This window comes from Bradyrhizobium iriomotense (assembly GCF_030160715.1).
Lineage (GTDB): Bacteria > Pseudomonadota > Alphaproteobacteria > Rhizobiales > Xanthobacteraceae > Bradyrhizobium > Bradyrhizobium iriomotense.
Window position 1 is genome coordinate 1 of sequence record NZ_BSOW01000068.1, and the last position, 20,087, is coordinate 20,087.

Below are 20,087 nucleotides of genomic sequence, written 5' to 3' on the forward strand. Positions count from 1 at the left end.
CCGGCGGTGATGCGCGGCGAGGCTGCGCCCGCGCCGGACGTTGCGATCGCCTCGGCGCGCGAGGCGGCGCGGACCGCGCCAACGCTCGAGGCGCTGCGCGAGCTGATGCAGAATTTCGACGGCTGCGCGTTGAAGAATACCGCGACGCGGCTGGTGTTCGCCGACGGCAACCCTGAAGCGCGCATCATGTTCGTCGGCGAGGCGCCGGGGCGCGACGAAGACATCGAAGGGCTTCCCTTCGTCGGGCGAAGCGGAAAGCTGCTCGACCGCATGATCGGCGCGATCGGCCTCGACCGCAGCAAGGCCTATATCGCCAACGTCATCCCGTGGCGGCCGCCAGGCAACCGCACGCCGACGCCGCAGGAGACGCAAACCTGCCTGCCCTTCATCCAGCGCCAGATCGAGCTCGTGAATCCCGACGTGCTGGTGACGCTCGGCAATCCCTCGACGCAGACGCTGCTCTCAACGCGCGACGGCATCATGCGCACGCGCGGGCGCTGGTTCGACTACGACACGGGTGGGCGCGTCATCCGCGCGCTGCCGACATTCCACCCGGCCTATCTGCTGCGCTCGCCGTCCTACAAGCGGCTGGCCTGGCAGGATCTGCGCGCGATCGCGAAGGTGTTGGCGACGGATAGCTCGACCTCATCCTGAGGAGCGCGCGCAAGCGTGCGTCTCGAAGGATGGGCCACGGGCCTTCATGGTTCGAGACGGCGCTTCGCGCCTCCTCACCATGAGGGTCTGCTACGACCCCTTCGGGCGCACGATGGCCCAGCCGATGCGAAGCAGCGGCTGGCGGCCGTTCACCAGCCATTCGAAGGCGCGCGGCACTTCGGGCACGATGCCGGGGAAGCGCTTTGCAATTTCCGGCGGCGGGGTGCCGGCGGTGTCGGAGGCGCGCCAGACCACGACACCGCCGGTCTCGCTGAACCTGGCCGGTGTGAACCAGGGCGTGCGCTGCGGCTCGGCGTCGATGAGGAGATGCGGCCGGCCGGAATGCAGCGCGATCAGGCTTGCAAGCTGGGTCTCGCCGGCGACTGCGCGCAGACGCTGGTTGGTGCGGCGGGCAAAGCTGTCGTCGAAAAAGTCCGAGATCGCGCGGGCCGGCATCGAGGTCGAGATCTCGCCGGTCCCGGTCCACGGCATCAGGAGAACCGCGAGCACGACGCCCGCGGCGGGCGCGGCGACGGCCGCGGCCCACACCGTGCGCAGCACGCGGGCGCGGCGCATGGCAATGAGGTCGCCGGCGGCGACGATCACGGCAAGCCCCGACATCACCAGCACGACGCCCGCCCCACCCGCAACGCGGTCGAGCCCGAACAGGCCGGAGATCAGCACAGCGGCAAGCCCGGGCGCCAGCGCGAAGAAATAGACGAAGTTGCGCGCCAGCGGCTCGACCGGCGGCCGGTAGATGATCGGCGCGTCCTCGGTCTTGCCGGCAAACCAGCTGGTGTTGAGGAAGGTCAGCACCGGGATCGCGGCCGCGCCGAGCACGAGGCCGCCGAACAGCCAGGTCGTATTGATCGCACGCGCCTTCAAATCCTCGACCTGCGGCAAGGCCGGCATGGTCAGCGTCTCGGCACGCATCAACCAGATCGCATAAGGCAGCGCCAGCACGGCAACGACGACGAGCGCATAGATCGGATCGAGCGCGCGCAGCGTCCTGCGGCCCCCTTCGGTCGCGACCGCGAAGATGACGAGCAGCAGCAAGAGGCCGATTGCAGCCGGCGTCGTCAGCAGCAGCAGCCCGGCGGCGATCGACCAGGCGAACCAGGCGTTGCCGCGGCGCTGGCCGATAAGCTGCCATGAATGCAAGAGGAGCAGCGCCCAGAGCGGGCGCGCCAGCACCATCGGACCGAAGTCGAGCGCAGGCGACGAGAACGCCAGCACCGTCATGGTCAGGAGCACGGCGAGCACCGCCTGCTGGGTACCGACCACGGCGCGCGCCAGATGATACAGCGCGATGAAGGTCGCGATCTCGCAGAGCTCGGCCAGCACATAGACGCCGATCATGTGGCTGCCGGCGGCGCGGTAAGCGATATCGGCCAGCCAGAAGGCGAGCGGCGGCCCGAGCCCGGTTCCGACCTGATATTCGCGGCCGAAGGCGAGGAGCGTGGCGAGATTGCCGGGCGGGCTGCGGTAGAAGACCAACGCCACGAACAGCCACATCGCGGCCTGGAGCAGCACCACGATCCACACCACCAGCCGCGGCCGGGCGCGGATCAGCTCGATGACCAGGGAGGTAAACCGCATGCAGCGTCCGGAATGATGCAGCCAACCCGTCCAAGCCGGCGCGTCCATGTTTGATAGAGCGCGCTGCGCGCCGTGGCAACCAGCTCGTCTCCCTCTCCCCGTTCTTACGGGGAAAGGTGAAGAGAGAGCGAAACCACTGCTAGAGATTGGCGGAAGTGTTGATCCCAGCTTCGATTTTGGCTTCGACCCGCACCTCCACCTCGGCTGCCGTCGTGAACAGATCGCGCTTGGGTTCCACCGTCCAGGGCATGTGCTTCTCGCGCGCGGCAACGACGGGGGCGAAGAAGCTGCGGTGGTGGATGGAGGGACCGAGGCGGTCCAACGCGTCCAGGTGCTCCGGTACGGCGTAGCCCTTGTGCTGCTCGAAACCGTAGCCCGGACAATCCGCGGCCAGCGCGCACATCAGCCGGTCGCGCGTCACCTTGGCGATGATCGAGGCGGCAGCGATCGAAAGCACCAGGCCGTCACCGCCGATCACGGCCTCGCAGTCGCAAGGCGTATCGAGCCTGTCGCGGCCATCGACGAAGACGTGGCGGGGCTCTTCGGGCAGCGCCACCACCGCGCGCTTCAGCGCCCACAGCGAGGCGCGCAATATATTGTCGCGGTCGATGCGCGCCGGTGAGGCGACGGCGACCGAGACCTGCGCGGTCGCGCAGATCTTGTCGAACAGCTTTTCGCGCGCCTCGGCCGTCAGGCGCTTGGAATCGTCGATGCCGCGCGGAATCCGGTTCGGGTCGAGGATCACGGCAGCCGCGACAACCGGCCCGGCCAGCGGCCCCCGCCCCGCCTCGTCGCAGCCGGCGACCGGCCAGACGCCGCGCTTGATCAGCGAGCGCTCGCGGCGGAAGGTTGGCGAAGCGATCGTGACGCCCTTGGCGGCCTTACCGGAAGCCTTCGGCTCCTTCGTGGCCGCCTTCCCGGCGGCCTTCTTCGCAGATTTATCCCGAATCATGGCCGGGATCGTGCGCACGCAGGTCCGGCTCGTGCAACCGGGAACCTCGGATATTCCCGTTATCCAACCGTCGGCATCGGTCTCCAACGTCGTCCTGGACAAGCGAGCGGCGCGAGCGCCGATCCAGGATCTATTACCCCAGGGAGTAGTTGCGAGAGGCGCGGTGGCCACCACCGCCTGCCACACATCTCCCTGGGTTAATAGGTCCTGGCTTTCGCCAGGACGACGTTGTGGAGCTGGCGGTGACCTCTAGAACAGGCTGAGCTGCTCACCGCCGCGCTTCGGCTTGGCGAAGTGATCGGTGGTCAGCTTGGAGCGGCGCTTGTTCAGGCCGAGCCGCTCGCAGGCAATCTCGAAGCGGCGGCCGATGGTCCAGGCCATTGGACCCGTGCCCTTCATCCGCGTACCCCATTGCGAGTCGTAGTCGCGGCCGCCGCGCATGTCGCGGATCAGCGTGAAGACGTGGCGGTAGCGGTCGGGATAGTTCGCCATCAGCCATTCGCGGAAGAGATCGCGGACCTCCAGCGGCAGCCGCAGCAGCACATAGGCGGCTTCCTTGACTCCGGTGTGCGCGGCCGCGTCCAAAATGCGCTCGATCTCGGAATCGTTCAGCGCAGGGATCACAGGAGCGACCATCACGGTCGTCGGGATACCGGCATCCGCGAGCTGCTTCAGTGCCTCCAGGCGCTTGGGCGGCGTCGAGGCGCGCGGTTCCATGGTGCGTGCCAGTTTTGGATCCAGCGTCGTGACCGATATCGCGACCTTGGCGAGATTGCGTGCGGCCATGCGCGAGAGAATGTCGATGTCGCGCGTCACCAGCGCCGATTTCGTCACGATGCCGACGGGATGGCCGGCGCGCTCCAGCACCTCCAGGATGCCGCGCATGATTTTCCGCTCGCGCTCGATCGGCTGATACGGATCGGTGTTGGTGCCGATCGCGATCATCCGCGGCTCATAGCTAGTCGCGGCGAGTTCCTTCTCCAGGAGCGCCGGCGCCTCGGGCTTGGCAAACAGCTTCGACTCGAAGTCGAGCCCCGGCGAGAGGCCGAGATAGGCATGGGTCGGCCGCGCGAAGCAGTAGACGCAGCCATGCTCGCAGCCGCGATAGGGGTTGATGGAACGGTCGAAGCCGATGTCGGGCGAATCGTTGCGGGTGATCACCTTGCGCGAGGTATCGACCGCCACCGTGGTCTTGAACGGCGGCAGCTCCTCCAGGCTCTGCCAGCCGTCATCGAAGGCGACGCGCGCCTCGGCCTCATAACGGCCGCTGGCGTTGGACTGGGCGCCCCGCCCGCGCCTGCGCTCGCGGTCGATTGCGACGGCAAGTTCAGGAAACGCGGAAGGCGCACCCGCCGGCTCGGAGGGCGCCGTGACCGGCGGGTGCCTGAGGGCATGAGAGGATGCTCGACTCATGAAGCCAAGATAGCACCCAACTGGAACAAATCAAGAACACGAATGTAAAAACCGCAAAACAACCCCATGCAAAGGAGCTGCCCAAACTTCGCGCGCAGCATTTTGACCTCGCGCAAAGGTTGTCGGTCGCAATGCCGTTTGATGCCGGCCGGCGACAACGGATCGATCGCACCGGAACCGGGTTGGTGACGGTCCTTACAACAAGGTCTGCATCATCATGACAAACAAACAACAAGCCAGCGCAAGCGCCGGCGACCTCGACCTGCTCGATCGCTACTGGCGCGCCGCAAACTACTTGTCCGTCGGGCAAATCTACCTTTTGGACAATCCGCTGCTGCGCGAGCCGCTCCGCCCCGAGCACATCAAGCCGCGCCTGCTCGGCCATTGGGGCACGACGCCGGGGCTGAACTTCATCTACGCCCATCTCAACCGCGCGATCCGCATGCTCGATCTCAGCGTTCTCTATATCTGCGGCCCCGGCCATGGCGGCCCGGGCATGGTCGCCAATACCTATCTCGAAGGCAGCTACAGCGAGATCTATCCCAACATCGGGCGCGACGCGGACGGATTACGCAAGCTGTTCAGGCAGTTCTCCTTCCCCGGAGGCATTCCGAGCCACGCAGCGCCGGAGACGCCGGGCTCGATCCACGAAGGTGGCGAACTCGGCTACGCGCTGGTCCATGCCTATGGCGCCGCGCTCGACAATCCCGACCTGATCGTCGCCTGCGTGGTCGGTGACGGCGAAGCCGAGACCGGACCGCTCGCGGCCTCCTGGCATTCGAACAAGTTTTTGAATCCTGCGCATGACGGCGCTGTGCTGCCGATCCTGCATCTCAACGGCTACAAGATCGCCAACCCCACCGTGCTCGGACGGATGCGCGACGAGGAGATCCGCGATCTGTTCCGTGGGCTCGGCCACGAGCCGCTGTTCGTCGAGGGCGACGATCCCAAAACGATGCACCGGATCATGGCGGACGCGCTCGACGTGGCGCTGGCGAGCATCCGCTCCATCCAGCAGCATGCACGCGAAGCAACGACGACGATCGCGCGGCCGTGCTGGCCGATGATCGTGCTGCGCTCACCGAAGGGCTGGACCGGTCCCAAGGAGGTCGACGGGCTGAAGGTCGAAGGTTTTTGGCGCGCCCACCAGGTGCCGGTCGCCAATTGCCGCGAAAATCCCGCACATCTGAAAGTGCTCGAAGGCTGGATGAAGAGCTACGCTCCGGAAGAGCTGTTCGATGCCAACGGCACGCTGGTCGCCGAGTTGCAGGCGCTTGCACCGAGCGGCGACCGCCGCATGGGCGCCAATCCGCATGGCAATGGCGGGCTGTTGAAGCGCGAGCTCAAACTGCCCGATTTCCGCAGCTTCGCCGTCGAGGTGAAAGAGCCGGGCAAGACGGTCGCGGAGGCGACGCGCGAACTCGGCAAGTTCCTGCGCGACGTCGTCAGGTTGAATGCCGAGGCGCGCAATTTCCGCATCATGGGCCCGGACGAGACCGCGTCAAACCGGCTCGACGCCGTGTTCGAGGCAACCGAACGCGTTTGGATGGAGCCGACCGAGCCTTATGACGTGCACCTCGCCCAGAATGGCCGTGTCATGGAGGTCCTGAGCGAGCATCTCTGCCAGGGCTGGCTCGAAGGCTATCTCCTCACCGGCCGGCACGGCTTCTTCTCCTGCTATGAGGCCTTCATCCACATCGTGGATTCCATGTTCAACCAGCACGCCAAATGGCTGAAGGTGTCGCGCGAGCTGACGTGGCGGCGGCCGATCGCCTCGCTCAATTACCTCCTGACCTCGCACGTCTGGCGCCAGGACCATAACGGCTTCAGCCATCAGGATCCCGGCTTCGTCGACCTCGTCATCAACAAGAAGGCCGACATCGTCCGCGTCTATTTCCCGCCGGACGCCAACACGCTGCTGTGGGTCGCCGATCACTGCCTGCGCACCTACGACCGGATCAACGTCATCGTTGCCGGCAAGCAGCCCGCGCCGCAATGGCTCACCATGCAGGATGCGGCCACGCATTGCGATGCCGGCATCGGCATCTGGTCCTGGGCGGGCACGGAGAGCTCGGGCGGCGAGCCCGACGTTGTGATGGCCTGCGCCGGCGACGTGCCGACAGTCGAGACGCTCGCTGCGGTCGACCTCCTGCGCAAGGCGCTGCCTGACCTGAAGATCCGCGTCGTCAACGTCGTCGACCTCATGACGCTGCAACCGAAGGAGCAGCATCCGCATGGCCTCTCCGACCGCGACTTCGACTCGCTGTTCACGCGCGACAAGCCCGTGATCTTCGCCTATCACGGCTACCCCTATCTCATTCATCGCCTCACCTACAGCCGCACCAACCATGCCGGCATGCACGTCCGAGGCTTTGACGAGGAAGGCACCACGACGACGCCGTTCGACATGGTCGTGCTCAATGAGCTCGACCGCTTCCACCTCGCGATCGAGGCGATCGAGCGCGTGCCTGATCTCGCGACGAAAGCCGCGCATGCGAAGCAGCAGTTCCGCGATGCTCTGCTCAGGCATTCGCGCTATGTGCGGGAGCATGGCGAGGATATGCCGGAGATCCGCAATTGGGAATGGCCTTACGGCACGGTCGGCACGACGACGCCTCAGTGAGTTCCGGTGAAGATCTGAACGCAACCGATCACGACCTCGATCACGATGAGCACGACGACGGCGACCTCGAGACGCAACGAACGCTGCGTGTCGATGATGTCGGTCAGCGCATTGGCGGTCTCGGACACCGCGGTGAGCTTGCGCTCGAGCGTATCGAGGCGCTCCTTCAGTTCGTACTCATCCTCGAGCCGCGAATAGAGGCGGTCGAGCGCAGGCTTCTCCCAGAGCACGTCGGGTTTTTCGGCGACCGCGACACGGCCCGCGACGCGCTGCTGAACCAGAAGCGCATTGCCGATCAATTGCAGGATTCCCTTGCGGCGGCGCGGCGTGCGCCCACGCTGGGCCAGCTCCCGCGCAAAGGGCTCGATGACGTCGAACACGGCGGCAACGCGGCGCTCGTCGCGTGCAAGCGCCGTGCTCTTGGCGAGCGCGTCGGCGATCAGGAGCAGCCGGTCGTCGGAGAATTTGGCGATGCAGATCGGCCCGCCCGGCTGGATCGCCTCGGAGGCTTCGTCGTTGCAGAGCTGCGCCTGCGCCATCTCCTCCTCATACGGGCTGAGCTCGCCGATCACGCGCGGCTTCAAGGTGTCGATCAGGACCTTCTCCTCCGAGGGCAATTGTCCGATCAGCACCACGACGCCGTAGCGGAAGATCACGGCGAGCCCGGCATGGACGCGGAACGCGACCGGCGTCGACGACACCAGCGGTCCGATCTCCAGGCCTGCCGCATTGATGCGGTCGCCAAGCATCAGGGCGCGAATCCGCAAGACAGGCACGGCGTCCTGCCGGGGTGATGTTGCGGTCGTGCCAACAGCGAGTTGATCGACGTTCACACGAAGATCCTGATATCAGGTTGCATGCAGCCAAAGCGCGCACAGGTGTTGAGATATTCCGCAATAATACGGCCGGCGTGCGACGGCCTTGGCTGCGGCTAGCTGCACGGTTTACCATCACGTGACGGGGCCGCACCACTAGAGGCGCAAAAAGTTGCGCCCGACGTGATGCCATGGTTATACCGCATAACAATTTCGCTTTTCCCACAGCTTGAGACACGAAGCCTCAATGATGTTGAGCGTCATCATCCCGACGGAAGGCGTCGAGCAGCCGGCAGTCGCAACTCTGGCCGCGCTGGTCCCGGGTGCTGCTGCCGGCCTGATCAAGGAAGTCCTGCTCGTCGATGGCACGCGTAACGGCGTGATCGAGCGCGTTGCCGACGTCGCGGGTTGCCGCTTCATCGGCTACGAAGGCTCTTCACAGGGCGCAGCGCTTGCCGCCGGCGCGCTACAGGCGCGTTCGCCCTGGCTGATGTTCCTGCACGCCGGCGCCGTGCTCGAGATCGGCTGGATCGAGGAGACCACGCAGTTCATCCACACCGTTTCGGCCAGCGGACGCGACCGCGCGGCGGTGTTCCGCTATGCGCGCTCGCCCTACGCCGATACCAGCCTGCGTGACATCGTCCGTCTCGTGGCGCGCAAGATCGTCGGCCCCTTCGGCGATCAGGGGCTCCTGATCGCGCGCGACCATTACGACCGGATAGGCGGCTACCCGCCCCAGGCCCGCCGTTCCGAGGCGCGGCTGCTGCGGCGGCTCGGCCGCTCGTCCCGGACGCTGTTACGCAGCAAGATCGTCAGCATGGCGTGACCCAGAAGATACTTGCCAAAGTCAAATAATTAATTGACAATGGCAAATATCGGAGGTGCCCCCATGCCCAACACGTCATCGAGCTTGTCATCAAGCGCGCCCTCGGGCGGTTCGGCCGGACAGGTGTCAGACGACCAGGTGGAGGCGGTTCGCGCCTTCAACCGCTTCTACACCCGCAAGCTCGGCGTGCTCGATCAGCAATTGCTGAAGACGCCCTTCTCGCTCAGCGAAGCGCGCGTGCTCTATGAGCTCGCCCATCGCGACGCGCTTTCGGCCAAGGAGATCGGTATCGAGCTCGGGCTCGATCCCGGCTATCTCAGCCGCATCGTGCAGAATTTCGACGAGGCCGGCCTGATCGCGCGCAAGCCGCTCGCAACCGACCGCCGGCAATATCAGCTCAGCCTGACGGCGAAGGGCCGGCAGGCATTCGCCAGGCTCGAGCGCTCGACACAGGAAGACGTCGCCGCGATGCTGCGGCCGCTCGCGGAGGCCGATCGCACGCGGCTGACCGGCGCCATGGACACGGTCGAGAAGCTGCTCGGCATGGCGCGCGCCGAGCCGCCGCCCGCGTCCTTGCGCGATCCGCGCCCCGGCGACATGGGCTGGGTGGTGCAGAGCCATGGCGCGCTCTATGCGAGCGAATATGGTTTCGATGCAGGCTTCGAGGCACTGGTCGCGGAGATCGTGGCAAAATACATGACCTCGTACGACGCCTCGCGCGAGCGCTGCTGGATCGCCGACATCGAGGGGCGCCCGGTCGGCTCGGTGTTCCTGGTGAAGGCCAGCGACGACGTCGCCAAGCTGCGCCTCCTCTTGCTCGACCCCGCCGCGCGCGGCCGCGGCCTCGGCCAGCGGCTGGTCGCCGAATGCGTCTCCTTCGCACGCGCCTGCGGCTATCGGCGGATGACGCTGTGGACGCAAAGCATTCTGGTCGGCGCACGCAAGATCTATCAGGACGCCGGCTTCAAGCTGGTGGCGAGCGAGCCGCATCGCAGCTTCGGCCAGAACCTGATCGGCGAGACCTGGGAGCGTGACCTCTGATGTATCAGCGGCACGAAGTTGCGCCCCGCGTCGCGGTAGAGCTCGTTGATCTCTACAAACGCCGCGCCCGCCGGCTGCGGCGCGATGCCTGCCGCGACCTGTGGCGCGCGGTGTGGCTATCGATGAGGCGGAAGAGCTAGCAATCGTCGTCGCTTGATCAGCAGAGCGAGATGCGCGTTGCTGTGCCCTCGCCCCTTGTGAGAGAGGGTAGCTTCGCTCGCAGACACAGGTTCATCGGGGTGAGGGGCTTCTCTCCACCCTTACAGTGCGGGGAGAAACCCCTCATCCGGCGGTTCGCGCCGCGGCGTACTGTCCACGCATCATGCCGATCGTTGCGAGCAAACGGGAGATCGGGCGCTTACCATAAAGAGGTACTCAAGCAGAGGCGCTTTCTTATCCAGCTTTCGGAGCGGCGTCGGGCTACACTTTGCTCGCAGAGGACCACCGGCCGGATAGCAACAATGACCGTAATCCCATTTCGGCGCCGTCGCACTCTCGCGGGCTGGCCCGTCATCCTGCGCGCAGTGGCCGCAGCCGTTCTCGCGTTCGTTGCTGTCTCCGCGCTTTCGGTTTGGCGATGGGCGAAAACGAGCGGATGCCGCTACCGATCGGCTCAAAGTGCTCATCGCAACAAGCGACGCGCGTCCAACCCGGGTCGCTTGCGCGTGCAAGCCGGGTCAGGAAGGCACCAAGCTCTGCAACTACGGACGCCTGTGCGGTGCGCTATCGGTTAAGGGACGCGATGTGGACCAGATCATGATCAGAGAGGGGATTGCCGAGCGCTACGTTTGCAGTGGAGCCCATGCGAGCCACTCAGAAAAGGAAATTGCGAAATGAACACGAAGCAAGCCGCCGCTCAATTAGCGCGGACCAAGACAGCATTGCGAGCAATCAAGCGCTGCATCAAGGATGGCGAGCCTGTCCAACTGCTGGACTACCACGCAGGCATCGCGCTCGACGCGTTGTCGCAGATCGAAGGCGACCATCTGCCGGATACCATCGCAATCCAGTGGCATGATCGCACCACCTACAACCGGTATAAAGTCGCGTGCGACGTGCAGGATGCTGGCAACCTGCGGGCGCTCGCCCGCGAATTCGTCAAGGTCGTGGAGCACGCCAGCGAAGAGACCCAATCGACCGAAGCGACGTGGCATGACGACGCGGTGACGCTGTTCGTCAACAAGCTGGAACGCTTGTGCAGGTCAGAACGGCGCTTCAACGAAGTTTACGCCAACTGCAAAAAGAAGATGGAGGCCACATGCGCATCGAACGTGGTAACGTTCTCGCGGGGCTGATCAGCGTGACCGTTGACGCGCCCCCCCACGATCACTGCAACGAATGCGGTGAGATCGCACATAAGAAGCCGCCGACGCACTCGACCTAAATCAATCCCTTCTCGGTAACGCGCAAGCTGCGCACGTAATAGCCTTGTCTCTGAACGGTTGACCTGATCTCGTCGCTGACTTTGCAAACCCTCTTTCTGCTCCTGCGCCACTTATGCCTAGAGCCAAGTACGGGTATCGCTGAGCCGGTGCTTAGGACAAGCAAGTCGCGTTTATCATTGCGATAGACATCAAACATCTTCCCCCCGCTGATCGTACTGAAATAGACATCGAAAAATATTTGGTCTCGACCGAGTAGCATAATGTCTCGGATGTCTACGCGGGTTGTAAATGTGCAACGGTCGCCACTTTCTGCTTCACCGTGCTCCGAGTTCGGAACGACCCCGATGCAAGCCCCGCGCATCGGCATCATGTTACTCCCGGCTTCCACAAGGGGAGAGGGAAGGCAGCACTGCCTGCGCTTCAAAAATCGCGCCCGGGACTACACCGTCGCGCCTTGCGCTTTCGGTCGGCGCAAATGCTCGTCAAGGCGCGGCATGATCTCGACGAAGTTGCAGGGGCGCGTGCGATAGTCGAGTTGGGCAGCGAGGATGCCGTCCCAGCCGTCGCGGCAAGCGCCGGGCGAGCCGGGCAGGCAAAAGATGTAGGTCGCACCCGCAACGCCGGCGGTGGCGCGGCTCTGGATGGTCGAGGTGCCGATCTTGGCATGGCTCATCATGTGAAACGCGATCGAGAAGCCGTCCATTCGCTTCTCGAACAGCGGCTCGATCGCCTCAGGCGTGACGTCGCGCCCGGTGAATCCGGTACCGCCGGTGGTGACGACGACGTCGACGCCGCTATCGGCGATCCATCGTCTGACGACGGCGCGGATGGCCTCGACGTCGTCGGTGACGATCTCGCGCGCGGCGAGATGATGGCCGGCAGCCGTGATCCTGTCCGCCAGCGTCTGGCCCGACTTGTCGTCGGCGAGCGCGCGCGTGTCGGATACCGTCAGCACCGCAATGTTGAGCGGGATGAATTGTTTTGTCTCGTCGATGGAAGCCATGGCTCCTCTCGTGTCCCGGACGCGGTGCAGCGCGTCAGCGATGCACCGCAGAGCCGGGACCCATTGCTGAGATACCGGCATTGTGGGCCCCGGATCTGCTGCGCAGCATTTCATGCTGCGCAGCGTCCGGGGCACGAAATTCTACCGACTACAACGACCCGTTCCCGAAGGTGTTGCAGGCCTGCACCGTGCCTTGCTGATAGCCGGTCATGAACCAGCGCTTGCGCTGCTCGGCCGAGCCGTGGGTAAAGGAGTCCGGCACGACGCGTCCCGTCGCCTGGCGTTGCAGCGTATCGTCGCCGATCGCACTCGCAGTGGTCAGCGCGGCATCGATGTCGCCCTGCTCCAGGAAGTTCGGCCGCTTCTTCGCCTCGCGGTTCACCCAGACGCCGGACAGGCAGTCGGCCTGCAGTTCCACCCGCACCTGCAGCGCATTGGCCTCGGCCTTGCTGCCCGCCTGCTGCTGGAGCCGCGTCACGCGCGGAATGATGCCGAGCAGGTTCTGGATGTGATGACCGGCCTCATGCGCAATGATGTAGGCGGTGGTGAAGTTGCAGGCCGACTTGCCGGAACAGCCGCGGAAGCGCGTCTCGACCTCGCGGAAGAAGCCGGTGTCGAGGAAGATGGTCTTGTCCGGCGGACAATAGAACGGGCCCATCGCCGACTGCGCCATGCCGCAGCGCCCGCCATTGGTGGCGTTGCGGAACAAGACGATCTTCGGTCCCGTATAGTTCTGGCCGCTGGCCTGGAAGATCTCGCTCCAGCGATCGTCGATCTCGCCCAGAATGCCGGAGATCATGCTGCCCATCTCGTCGGTCGGTGCGCCGCGCTTGACCTGCCCGCCCGATGCCTGACGATCGGTCTGGTAGCTCGGCGCCTGGCCGCCGCCGGTGAGGATCTCGGCGCCGCCGATCAGGATGCGCGGATCGATGCCGAAGGCATAGCCGAGCAGGCCGAGCACGATGATGGTGCCGATGCCGAGGCCGCCGCCGCCCATCGGCAGGCCGAAACCACCGCCGCCACCGCCACCAAACCCACCACCACCTTCGCCGCGACGATCCTCGATGTCGTCGCTGCGGCGGAAATCATCGTAACGCATGGCGGCTTCCCTCAAGTCCCTGATTGCATCCGCGGGGGCACGCAACGGCGCAAGACCCACTCGCGTCACAAACGTAAAATTTCCGTTCCGTTAATCAATATCCTGCTCGGCAAAAATTGCCTAGTGCGGCACCTTGCCGACGGCAGCAATTTTTTCCGGGAGAGCAGCAATTTTTTCCGAGAGAAAGTTTGACGCAAACGAAGCGAGGATCGCACAACGAACGCGAAATATGCTGCAAAACACGAGTGATCCGCGCATCTTGCCGCGCGGTGCGTGCGATGCCGATGCTGCCTGCGAAATATGCGAGTTAAGTCGTTTTTTACTTTGCGCGGTCAATGTAACGGCCAGTCGGTTGTTTGGTCCCGCGTCGCCGACAGCGTCGCCTGAGTCAGAGTTCTTGAGTCATGGTTGTGTCGCGTCGCGGGGCGTCTCCAAGGGCGCCCCGCACAAATTTTGAGTTCGCTTCGCATCGCATCATCGTCGGCGATTGCGTCGCCGAGATGTCGAAGCTGGCATCCGGTTCGGTCGATCTGGTGTTCGCAGATCCGCCCTACAATCTCCAGCTCAAGGGCGATCTCAAGCGCCCCGACGAATCCCATGTCGACGCCGTCAACGACGCCTGGGACAAGTTCGATTCGTTTTCCGCCTATGACGATTTCACCCGCGCCTGGCTGCTCGCCTGCCGCCGCGTGATGAAGCCGTCGGCGACGATCTGGGTGATCGGCTCCTATCACAACATCTTCCGCGTCGGCGCGATCATGCAGGACCTCGGCTTCTGGCTCCTGAACGACATCGTGTGGCGCAAGTCCAATCCGATGCCGAATTTCCGCGGCCGCCGCTTCACCAACGCGCACGAGACCATGATCTGGGCCGCGCGCGACGAGAAGGCCAAGGGCTACACTTTCAACTACGAAGTGCTCAAGGCGGCCAACGAGGACGTGCAGGCGCGCTCCGACTGGCTGATCCCGCTGTGCACCGGCGAGGAGCGCCTGAAGGGCGCCGATGGCAAGAAGGTTCACCCAACGCAGAAGCCGGAAGGCCTGCTGGCGCGCGTGCTGCTGTCGTCATCCAAGCCCGGCGATCTCGTCATCGATCCCTTCAACGGCACCGGCACCACCGGCGCGGTCGCCAAAAGGCTCGGCCGCAGCTACATCGGCTTCGAGCGCGAGCGGAGCTACGCCAAGGCGGCTGAGGAACGGATCGCGGCCGTCGAGCCGCTGCCGGAAGAGAGTCTGGCCCCGTTCATGGCCGCACGCGAGGCCCCGCGCGTGGCGTTCTCCGAGTTGATCGAGCGCGGCATGATCATGCCAGGCACAAAGCTGTTCGATGCCAAGAAGAAGCTCGGTGCGCTGGTGCGCGCCGACGGCGCCATCATGCTCGGCGACAAGGTCGGCTCGATCCACCGCATCGGCGCGGTGGCGCAGGGCTCGGCCGCCTGCAACGGCTGGACCTACTGGCACGTCGAGACCAAGCAGGGCCTCAAGCTGATCGACGAGCTGCGCGCCGAAATCCGCTCCGGCATGGCGGCGGAGTAGCGCCGCTTCACCTTTTCGTCATTCCGGGACTTGGTGTGCGTCCGGAATGACGCAGCTCCTTGAACGGCGCGGCCCGCCGGACTAAATTACATCAAGTTCCCGTCTTGACCGGTCGAACCATGCGACGACAGTCCGAGACATTGCTGTTCTTGCCGCTGCTGCCGATCTTCCTGGTCGGCATGTTTCCGATGTTGATGATCGGGCTGCTCGGCTTTGCCGGGCTCGCTCTGTTCGGCGTGCTGCTCATCTGCGTCGGGCTCGCCAGCGGCAACGAGGCCCACGACACCTTCAATCACGACGTCATCGTCCACGGCTATCCGCGAGGCTCCGAACGCGCCGCGCGGGCCTCCGACGTGCATGCCGCGACGCGCCTTGCGCACCGCGTGGAAGCTGCGGGACTCGGCGTGATCATCGTCGCCATCCTCGGCTTCCTCTACGCCGGCTGACCCTCCATCGACTGATCTGCAGGACGTGCAGGCACCGTCCACGAACTCATCACTTGTGCTTGCCGCAAGGGTTCGGGCAAGAGAGGGCCGCCGGCGGCAATGATGCTGCCGTCCGATCTCGGCTCATGAAAGACTGGGGAGACTCTTGATGCTCAAATTCTATTTCAACGGCTCGCCGAACCCGACCAAGGTTGCGCTTTATCTGGAAGAGTCCGCCCTGCCGTTCGAGCCGGTCGCGGTCGACACCCGCAGGGGCGAGCAGTTCACGCCCGAATTCCTCAAGATCAATCCCAACGCCAAGGTGCCGGCGATCGACGACGGCGGCACCATCGTGTTCGACTCGAACGCCATCCTGCTCTATCTCGCCGAGAAGACCGGCAAATTCCTGCCCGCGCCCGCCGTGCGCGCGCAGACGCTGTCATGGCTGATGTTCATCGCCACCGGTCTCGGCCCCTATTCGGGACAGGCGGTGCATTTCAGGCACTTCTCGCCCAAGGACCAGGACTACGCGCATAACCGCTACCAATTCGAAGGCCACCGCCACTACCAGATCCTCGACGACCATCTCGCCAAGAACCGCTATATGGTCGGCGACAGCTACTCGATCGTCGACATGGCGCTGTGGGGCTGGGCGCGCATGGCCGCCTTCGTGCTCGGCGAGGACGCGCCGGCGAAATACCCGAACGTCAAGCGTCTCGTCGACGAGATCTCCACGCGGCCCGCAGCGGCGCGCGCCATAGCGCTGAAGGACAAGTTCGCCTTCAAGACCGTGATGGACGACGAGGCCCGCGACAACATGTTCAAGCACATGAAGACGAAGGTGGCCTGAGCGCCGTTCGTCCCCGGGTCGCGCGTCTGTCGCGCGGCCCGGCCCTCGCCGGCGCCGCTCACGATCAGGCGGCGTGCACCGAGTTCAGGAACTTCGTGACCTCGAGTTTCAGCCGGTTGCTGTCTGCCGACAGCGACTTGGCGGACGCCAGCACCTGCGAGGACGCCGAGCCGGTCTCGGAGGCGCCGCGCTGCACGTCGCCGATATTGGTCGAGACGCGCTGCGTTCCGCGCGCCGCATGCTGAACGTTGCGCGAGATCTCCTGCGTCGCAGCGCCCTGCTCTTCCACGGCGGCCGCGACCGCGGCTGAAATCTCCGACAGCCGCTCGATGGTGCCGCCGATCTCCCGGATCGAGCCGACCGATTCCTCGGTCGCCGCCTGGATGCCGGACACCTGCTGCGCGATCTCGCCGGTCGCTTTCGCGGTCTGCTCGGCCAATGCCTTGACCTCGGTGGCGACGACGGCAAAACCGCGGCCGGCCTCGCCCGCACGCGCGGCCTCGATGGTGGCGTTCAGCGCCAGAAGGTTGGTCTGGCCAGCAATCGTGCTGATCAGCTCGACGACGTCGCCGATGCGGGCGGCCGCCTTCGAGAGCTCGCCGACGCGCTCGTTCGTCCTGCCCGCCTGCGCCACGGCTTCGTTGGCGATGCTTGCCGATTCCTGCACCTGGCGTGCGATCTCGCCGACCGACGAGGAGAGTTCCTCGGTCGCGGACGCAACCGCCTGCACGTTCGCGGAGGCTTCCTGCGAGGCGGCTGCGACCTCCGTCGACAGATCCTGGGCGCGCGAGGCCGTGGTGGTCAGCGTGCCGGCGGAGGCTTCGAGCTCGCCCGATGCGGACGACACCGTGTCCACGATCTCGCCCACCGCCTGCTCGAACTGGTCGGCGAGCCTGACCATGTCGGCCTTGCGCTGCTCGGCCCGATTCGCCTCGAGCTCCGTCTGCTCGGCGCGCAGGCGCGCGGTCTCGACCATGTTGTCCTTGAACACCTGGATCGCCTTCGCCATGTCGCCGATCTCGTCGCGATTGCCGCGCCCGGGAATCTCGACCCTGAGGTCGCCGCCGGCGAGCGATCCCATCGCGCGCGTCATCGAGGCCAGCGGCCCGACGATGCTGCGGGCGATCAGGAAGGCGATGATGCTGCCGAACAGCACGGCAAGGCCGCCCGCGACCTCCTGGATCCATGTCGTGCTCGCGATCACGCCTTCGGCCGTCGCGCGCGTCTTCTGGTAATCAGCCTTCAGGCCGGTTTCCGCGACCTTGAGCCTTTCGATGCTCTCGGTGACCAGCGGCGCGATGTTGTTGCGGTAGATCTCGTCGCCCTTGATGATCGCCGCGGAGGTCGACTCGAAGGCCGCCTTATAGGCCGCCAGTGAGCTCTTGACCGGTCCGAGCGCGGATTTGACCTGGTCCGGCAGAGCATCTTTCTCCAATGCTCCAAGCCGTTGCAGGGCCGAGTCGACATTGGTCCTGAACGTGGCCGGCCCCTTGGCGTCGCGCAGGGCGAGGAAGCGCCAGTTCGCGATGCGGACCAGGAGGATCTTGGATTCGAGGTCGGCGATCGAGGCGGCGATATCCGTGTCGTTCGCCGCGCGCGCCGCAACGACCAGCTTGCCCGTGTTGGCGGTCAGTTCATCGCCGCCCGGCAGCAGCGCGGCCTTGCCCTTCATCGTCTCGCTGACGGCGGCCCCCATGGTCTCGCGCAGCGAGCGCAATTTCTCGATGTCGCCGATGAGGTCGTTGTAGATCTTGAGCCGCTCCTGGGAGAGCGTCGACTTGGCCGCGGCTTTCAACAGCTCGACCGTCGCCGTCTCCCGCTCCGCGGCCTCCTTGAAGGCCGGCGCGTTGGCGTCATAGATGTAGCCCAGATTGGCGCGCCGAAGCGCCTGGAGATTGATCGAGATCTCCTGGACGCGCGCCGTATTGTCCGAGAGGGAGGACAGTCGCGCCATCTGCTCCTGCACCGACCACAGATTCCAGACGGCGATCACGGCCATGATCAGGCCGACCACGACGAGAGCGGTAAAGCCGGCGTAGAGCCGCCCCCTGATCTTCAAACGAAAGCTCGACATTTGCACTGTCTACCCACAAGCAAGAGACGCGGGCTGCCGAACGATCGCCGGGATCGAAAGGCGCCCCCCGATGCAGCGTCAATCACCCCGTCGGCGATTCGTGCTGCACCACGACACAATGGGGGACACTTGTTAATTGTGTCCTTCAGGCGCTTCGCGTGGACTACGGTGAATTCATGCAGAAAGATGCAGCGCGCCGACACACGCTGCATCTTTTGTAATCATCTGGGTAAGAATTCAGCGGCGCGGATCAGCCTGCGACCCGGCTTGGGGCTTGCGGAAACGGACCCAGCGCCTTCTCGGTCAGGACCGAGTCGCAATATTCCCTGATCTCCTTGATCTTGCCGTCCTCAAGGCGAAACACCAGGCAGTAGTCGTTGTCGTAGCGGACGCCTTCCTTGGTGACGTTGTCGCCCTTGGCCTCGACCACGACGATATCGCCGTCGGCGATGAAGCGGTGCGCCACCGTCCGCGTCCGGTCGACGAGGCGCGTGCGGACATGGCCGTGCAGATCGTTCATGATCGCATCCTTGCCCGTGAAGGTGCGCGACCAGGAATACTGCCCGGTCACGACCCATCTGGCGTCGTCGGCGAGGCTCGCGATGAACAGCGCGCGGTCGCGCACGCTGGGATCGGGATTCGCGGCGGCGGCGAAGATATCCTGCATCAGTTTCTTGTTGGCTGCGGCGCTCATGGCGGCTTCTCCTTTGCTGAAGTCCGCGGGGATCATCGCCGCCTCACGCGAATTCTTCCAATCGATAGTCGATATGATATCTATTCACTCCATGAATTTGAATTCGCTTGACCTCAATCTGCTCAATGCACTCGACGCGCTGCTGCGCGAGGCCAATGTCAGCCGTGCCGCCCTGAGAATCGGCCTGTCGCAGCCGGCGACCAGCCACGCGCTCCAGCGCCTGCGCGACATCTTCGGCGATGCGCTCCTGGTGCGCACCGGCGCGCGGATGGAGCTGACGCCGCGGGCGCAGGCCCTGCGCGCGCCGCTCGCCCAGGCGCTCGATCAGGTGCGCGGACTGTTCGTCCCCGATGAATTCGACGCCGCGCGCAGCGAGCGGCAGTTCCGGCTGATGATGCCTGATCTCGCAGTTGAGCTCTTGATGCCGCCCTTGATGGAAAAGGTCACGCGCCTTGCGCCCAACGTCCGCATCGACGTGGTGCCGTGGCGGGGATCTGCGATCTTCCATGCCGAGTTCGCCCGCACCATCGACCTCGTGATCTCGATCGGCAACGCCTTCAAGGGATTTCACCGCCAGCTGCTCTATACCGACAGCGATGCGCTGGCGGTGCGGCGCGGCCATCCCGTCGGCGCAAGGCTGAAGCGGCGCGAGAATTTCCTCGCCGCGCGTCACGTCGCCGTCATCATCCGCGGCCAGGCCGAGGATCTGATCGACACGTGGCTGCGCACCAAAGGCATCGAGCGGCACATCGCGCTGGTCGTGTCAGGCTATCTCGAAGCGCTGCATGTCGCAGGCCGCACCGATCTCGTCGCCTTCGTGCCGCGCCGGCTGATCGCCGCGCTGTCGAAGCAGCTCGCGCTCGCCACCGTGACGCCGCCGCTCGATCCCGGCATCGACGAGCAGTTCTTGTTCTATCCGACCCGCGCGCAGATGGATCCCGGCTCGATCTGGCTGCGACGGATGATGCTGGAGACGGGACGGGAATTGGAGAAGCGGAAAGCTTCGTAGCAACCATAAGAACGTGTGATCGCCCGTACTGGTCTAGCGTGACACCGTGCTCGCGGCCGTCAAGGACGGCCTGGCAGCTGCGGAGGACGG

18 protein-coding genes are annotated in these 20,087 nt (G+C 64.9%); 9 read left to right on the forward strand and 9 right to left on the reverse strand.

The features are described from left to right. On the forward strand, nt 1-654 hold a 654-nt coding region (locus tag QQL28_RS44355; protein ID WP_284276100.1), incomplete at its 5' end, for a uracil-DNA glycosylase. Between the two features lie 90 nt (nt 655-744). On the opposite strand, the gene QQL28_RS44360 is transcribed toward QQL28_RS44355, so the two are convergent. From QQL28_RS44360 to QQL28_RS44370, 3 genes are all read right to left on the reverse strand, one after another. Further along, nucleotides 745-2,253: a glycosyltransferase family 39 protein gene (locus QQL28_RS44360; RefSeq protein ID WP_284276102.1), complete on the reverse strand. Its 1,509-nt coding sequence runs from the start codon at nt 2,251-2,253 to the stop codon at nt 745-747. Nucleotides 2,254-2,392: 139 nt separating this feature from the next. After that, entirely contained in the window at nt 2,393-3,205 is an 813-nt protein-coding gene (rnhB, locus tag QQL28_RS44365) for a ribonuclease HII (protein WP_284276104.1), read from the reverse strand. A 249-nt stretch (nt 3,206-3,454) separates the two neighbouring features. After that, nucleotides 3,455-4,618: a PA0069 family radical SAM protein gene (locus tag QQL28_RS44370; RefSeq protein WP_284276105.1), complete on the reverse strand. Its 1,164-nt coding sequence runs from the start codon at nt 4,616-4,618 to the stop codon at nt 3,455-3,457. Nucleotides 4,619-4,835: 217 nt separating this feature from the next. Here QQL28_RS44370 and QQL28_RS44375 point away from each other — a divergent pair, with 217 nt between their 5' ends. After that, nucleotides 4,836-7,241 (forward strand): phosphoketolase family protein, encoded by a 2,406-nt coding sequence (locus tag QQL28_RS44375; protein WP_284276106.1) that lies wholly within the window; start codon nt 4,836-4,838, stop codon nt 7,239-7,241. On the opposite strand, the gene QQL28_RS44380 is transcribed toward QQL28_RS44375, so the two are convergent. Beyond that, nucleotides 7,235-8,074 (reverse strand): RMD1 family protein, encoded by an 840-nt coding sequence (locus tag QQL28_RS44380; RefSeq protein ID WP_284276107.1) that lies wholly within the window; start codon nt 8,072-8,074, stop codon nt 7,235-7,237. The two genes, QQL28_RS44375 and QQL28_RS44380, sit on opposite strands and share 7 nt — an antisense overlap. 232 nt (nt 8,075-8,306) lie before the next feature. Between QQL28_RS44380 and QQL28_RS44385 the strand changes: the two genes are divergently transcribed. The 3 genes from QQL28_RS44385 to QQL28_RS44395 all read left to right on the forward strand — a co-directional run bounded on the left by QQL28_RS44385 (nt 8,307) and on the right by QQL28_RS44395 (nt 11,218). Continuing rightward, a complete protein-coding gene (locus QQL28_RS44385) occupies nt 8,307-8,882 on the forward strand; it encodes a glycosyltransferase family protein (RefSeq protein WP_284276123.1) in 576 nt (191 codons plus the stop codon). Nucleotides 8,883-8,945: 63 nt separating this feature from the next. Then, nucleotides 8,946-9,923 (forward strand): bifunctional helix-turn-helix transcriptional regulator/GNAT family N-acetyltransferase, encoded by a 978-nt coding sequence (locus QQL28_RS44390; protein ID WP_284276108.1) that lies wholly within the window; start codon nt 8,946-8,948, stop codon nt 9,921-9,923. 833 nt (nt 9,924-10,756) lie between these two features. After that, entirely contained in the window at nt 10,757-11,218 is a 462-nt protein-coding gene (locus tag QQL28_RS44395) for a hypothetical protein (RefSeq protein WP_284276109.1), read from the forward strand. Between the two features lie 85 nt (nt 11,219-11,303). Here QQL28_RS44395 and QQL28_RS44400 read toward each other — a convergent pair whose 3' ends face one another. From QQL28_RS44400 to ypfJ, 3 genes are all read right to left on the reverse strand, one after another. Further along, nucleotides 11,304-11,504: a hypothetical protein gene (locus QQL28_RS44400; RefSeq protein WP_284276124.1), complete on the reverse strand. Its 201-nt coding sequence runs from the start codon at nt 11,502-11,504 to the stop codon at nt 11,304-11,306. A gap of 243 nt (nt 11,505-11,747) precedes the next feature. Beyond that, a complete protein-coding gene (gene moaB / locus QQL28_RS44405; protein WP_284276110.1) occupies nt 11,748-12,311 on the reverse strand; it encodes a molybdenum cofactor biosynthesis protein B in 564 nt (187 codons plus the stop codon). A gap of 148 nt (nt 12,312-12,459) precedes the next feature. Then, the gene (gene ypfJ / locus QQL28_RS44410) at nt 12,460-13,410 is read right to left on the reverse strand and encodes a KPN_02809 family neutral zinc metallopeptidase (RefSeq protein WP_284276112.1); all 951 of its coding nucleotides are present in this window, start codon (nt 13,408-13,410) and stop codon (nt 12,460-12,462) included. A gap of 404 nt (nt 13,411-13,814) precedes the next feature. Here ypfJ and QQL28_RS44415 point away from each other — a divergent pair, with 404 nt between their 5' ends. From QQL28_RS44415 to QQL28_RS44425, 3 genes are all read left to right on the forward strand, one after another. After that, nucleotides 13,815-14,945, forward strand: a complete 1,131-nt coding sequence (locus QQL28_RS44415; protein ID WP_284276114.1) for a site-specific DNA-methyltransferase — start codon at nt 13,815-13,817, stop codon at nt 14,943-14,945. Nucleotides 14,946-15,064: 119 nt separating this feature from the next. Next, nucleotides 15,065-15,391, forward strand: coding sequence for a hypothetical protein (locus QQL28_RS44420; protein ID WP_284276115.1), 327 nt, complete (start codon nt 15,065-15,067; stop codon nt 15,389-15,391). 148 nt (nt 15,392-15,539) lie between these two features. Then, a complete protein-coding gene (locus QQL28_RS44425) occupies nt 15,540-16,220 on the forward strand; it encodes a glutathione S-transferase family protein (protein WP_284276117.1) in 681 nt (226 codons plus the stop codon). 64 nt (nt 16,221-16,284) lie between these two features. Here QQL28_RS44425 and QQL28_RS44430 read toward each other — a convergent pair whose 3' ends face one another. Together QQL28_RS44430 and QQL28_RS44435 are read right to left on the reverse strand one after the other, a co-directional pair. Then, nucleotides 16,285-18,294, reverse strand: a complete 2,010-nt coding sequence (locus QQL28_RS44430; RefSeq protein ID WP_284276119.1) for a HAMP domain-containing methyl-accepting chemotaxis protein — start codon at nt 18,292-18,294, stop codon at nt 16,285-16,287. A gap of 250 nt (nt 18,295-18,544) precedes the next feature. After that, complete coding sequence (locus QQL28_RS44435; protein ID WP_284276121.1) at nt 18,545-18,988, reverse strand: nuclear transport factor 2 family protein; 444 nt, start codon at nt 18,986-18,988, stop codon at nt 18,545-18,547. A 91-nt stretch (nt 18,989-19,079) separates the two neighbouring features. Between QQL28_RS44435 and QQL28_RS44440 the strand changes: the two genes are divergently transcribed. Then, nucleotides 19,080-19,997 (forward strand): LysR family transcriptional regulator, encoded by a 918-nt coding sequence (locus QQL28_RS44440; protein ID WP_284276122.1) that lies wholly within the window; start codon nt 19,080-19,082, stop codon nt 19,995-19,997. Nucleotides 19,998-20,087: the final 90 nt, after the last annotated feature.